This window comes from Neglectibacter sp. X4, from assembly GCF_009917365.1.
Lineage (GTDB): Bacteria > Bacillota > Clostridia > Oscillospirales > Acutalibacteraceae > Acutalibacter.
In genome coordinates, this window is record NZ_QWLE01000210.1 from 1 (window position 1) to 790 (window position 790).

A 790-nucleotide genomic window follows, 5' to 3' on the forward strand; every position below is an offset into this window, starting at 1 on the left:
CCTCAAATTCCGATATATCGATTTCTCCTTGCTAAAGCATAACACAAAGTCAATCGCCATTCAACTCTTGCTGCAGTTTCCTGCCGTCTCTGTGTAAATGCATAAAAAATCTGTCACCAGTTTCCTCTCTTTCGCATAAAATAAAGTCAGGTGAATTTTATGGGAAATTATCATAACTGCAATAAAAAAAGAAAGGCTTTCTGCCATTATAAAGAAGCTAGGGATATTGGATTTATTCTGATTGTATTTGGCGTAATCACAGTCTTCGCCTTTTTTCTTCCGCCAAAAGCCTGGATTCTGCTCCTCGGTGCGGTTCTTGTCATCTGTGGTATCAGTCTTCTAAGAAAATGATACAAGTCGCAAATTGGGTTAGGTATCGCCGTAGCTTCTTGCTGCTCAGCCTTCGCCTTCGGCTCGTCTTTACAGAGAAGCCTCGCGTTTACGCACCTATCCCAATTCGATACACGAATTGTTGGAAGGTGCTATACAGGAATTGCCCAGCTTTAGCTGGTATGCAATTCTTCAGTTGACCTACCAACAATTTGCTTCGCAAATTGGGTTAGGTCATAAACAAAAAACCCACTGAATTCAGTGGGTTTCTCATCGCCTCATTAGATGGCACGGTTAATCTTGTTTGATCTGATGCATCTTGTACATACATTGGCTCTTCTTACTGTACCATTGTCATTGATTCTTACAGTCTGAATGTTTGCATTCCACTTTCTTCTAGTGTGTCTGTTGGAATGGGAAACAGCGTTTCCAGAAACCTGACCTTTTCCGCAAATTTCGC

2 protein-coding genes are annotated in these 790 nt (G+C 41.4%); one reads left to right on the forward strand and one right to left on the reverse strand.

What is annotated here, in order from left to right:
- Positions 1 to 159: 159 nt before the first annotated feature.
- On the forward strand, positions 160 to 351 hold the full coding sequence (locus tag D1841_RS17730; RefSeq protein WP_160201346.1) for a hypothetical protein: 192 nt from the start codon (positions 160 to 162) through the stop codon (positions 349 to 351).
- A 260-nt stretch (positions 352 to 611) separates the two neighbouring features.
- Here the strand turns inward: D1841_RS17730 and rpmB are convergent.
- Positions 612 to 790: 50S ribosomal protein L28 (gene rpmB / locus D1841_RS17735; protein WP_166554342.1), on the reverse strand; the 179-nt coding region annotated here is incomplete at its 5' end.